Source organism: Burkholderia sp. SIMBA_051 (genome assembly GCF_046534915.1).
Taxonomy (GTDB): Bacteria; Pseudomonadota; Gammaproteobacteria; order Burkholderiales; family Burkholderiaceae; genus Burkholderia; species Burkholderia ambifaria.
Map to the genome: position 1 here is coordinate 1 of NZ_JAWRXS010000735.1, position 244 is coordinate 244.

1 protein-coding gene is annotated in these 244 nt (G+C 66.8%); it reads left to right on the forward strand.

The features are described 5' to 3' along the window. A partial coding sequence (locus SB771_RS36405; protein WP_410722211.1) for a pantoate--beta-alanine ligase occupies positions 1-244 on the forward strand: 244 nt, incomplete at both ends.

The following is a 244-nucleotide window of genomic DNA, read 5'->3' on the forward strand; positions in this document are numbered from 1 at the left end:
TCGACCAATACCCGCGCACCCTGGCCGCCGACATCGAGAAGCTCGAACGCGAGCGCGACGTGTACGTGCTGTTCGCGCCCAACGAGCGCGAGATGTACCCCGAACCGCAGAATTTCCGCGTGCAGCCGCCGGACGACCTGGGCGACATCCTCGAAGGCGAATTCCGCCCCGGCTTCTTCGCCGGCGTCAGCACCGTGGTGCTCAAGCTGTTCTCCTGTGTCCAGCCGCGGGTCGCCGTGTTCGG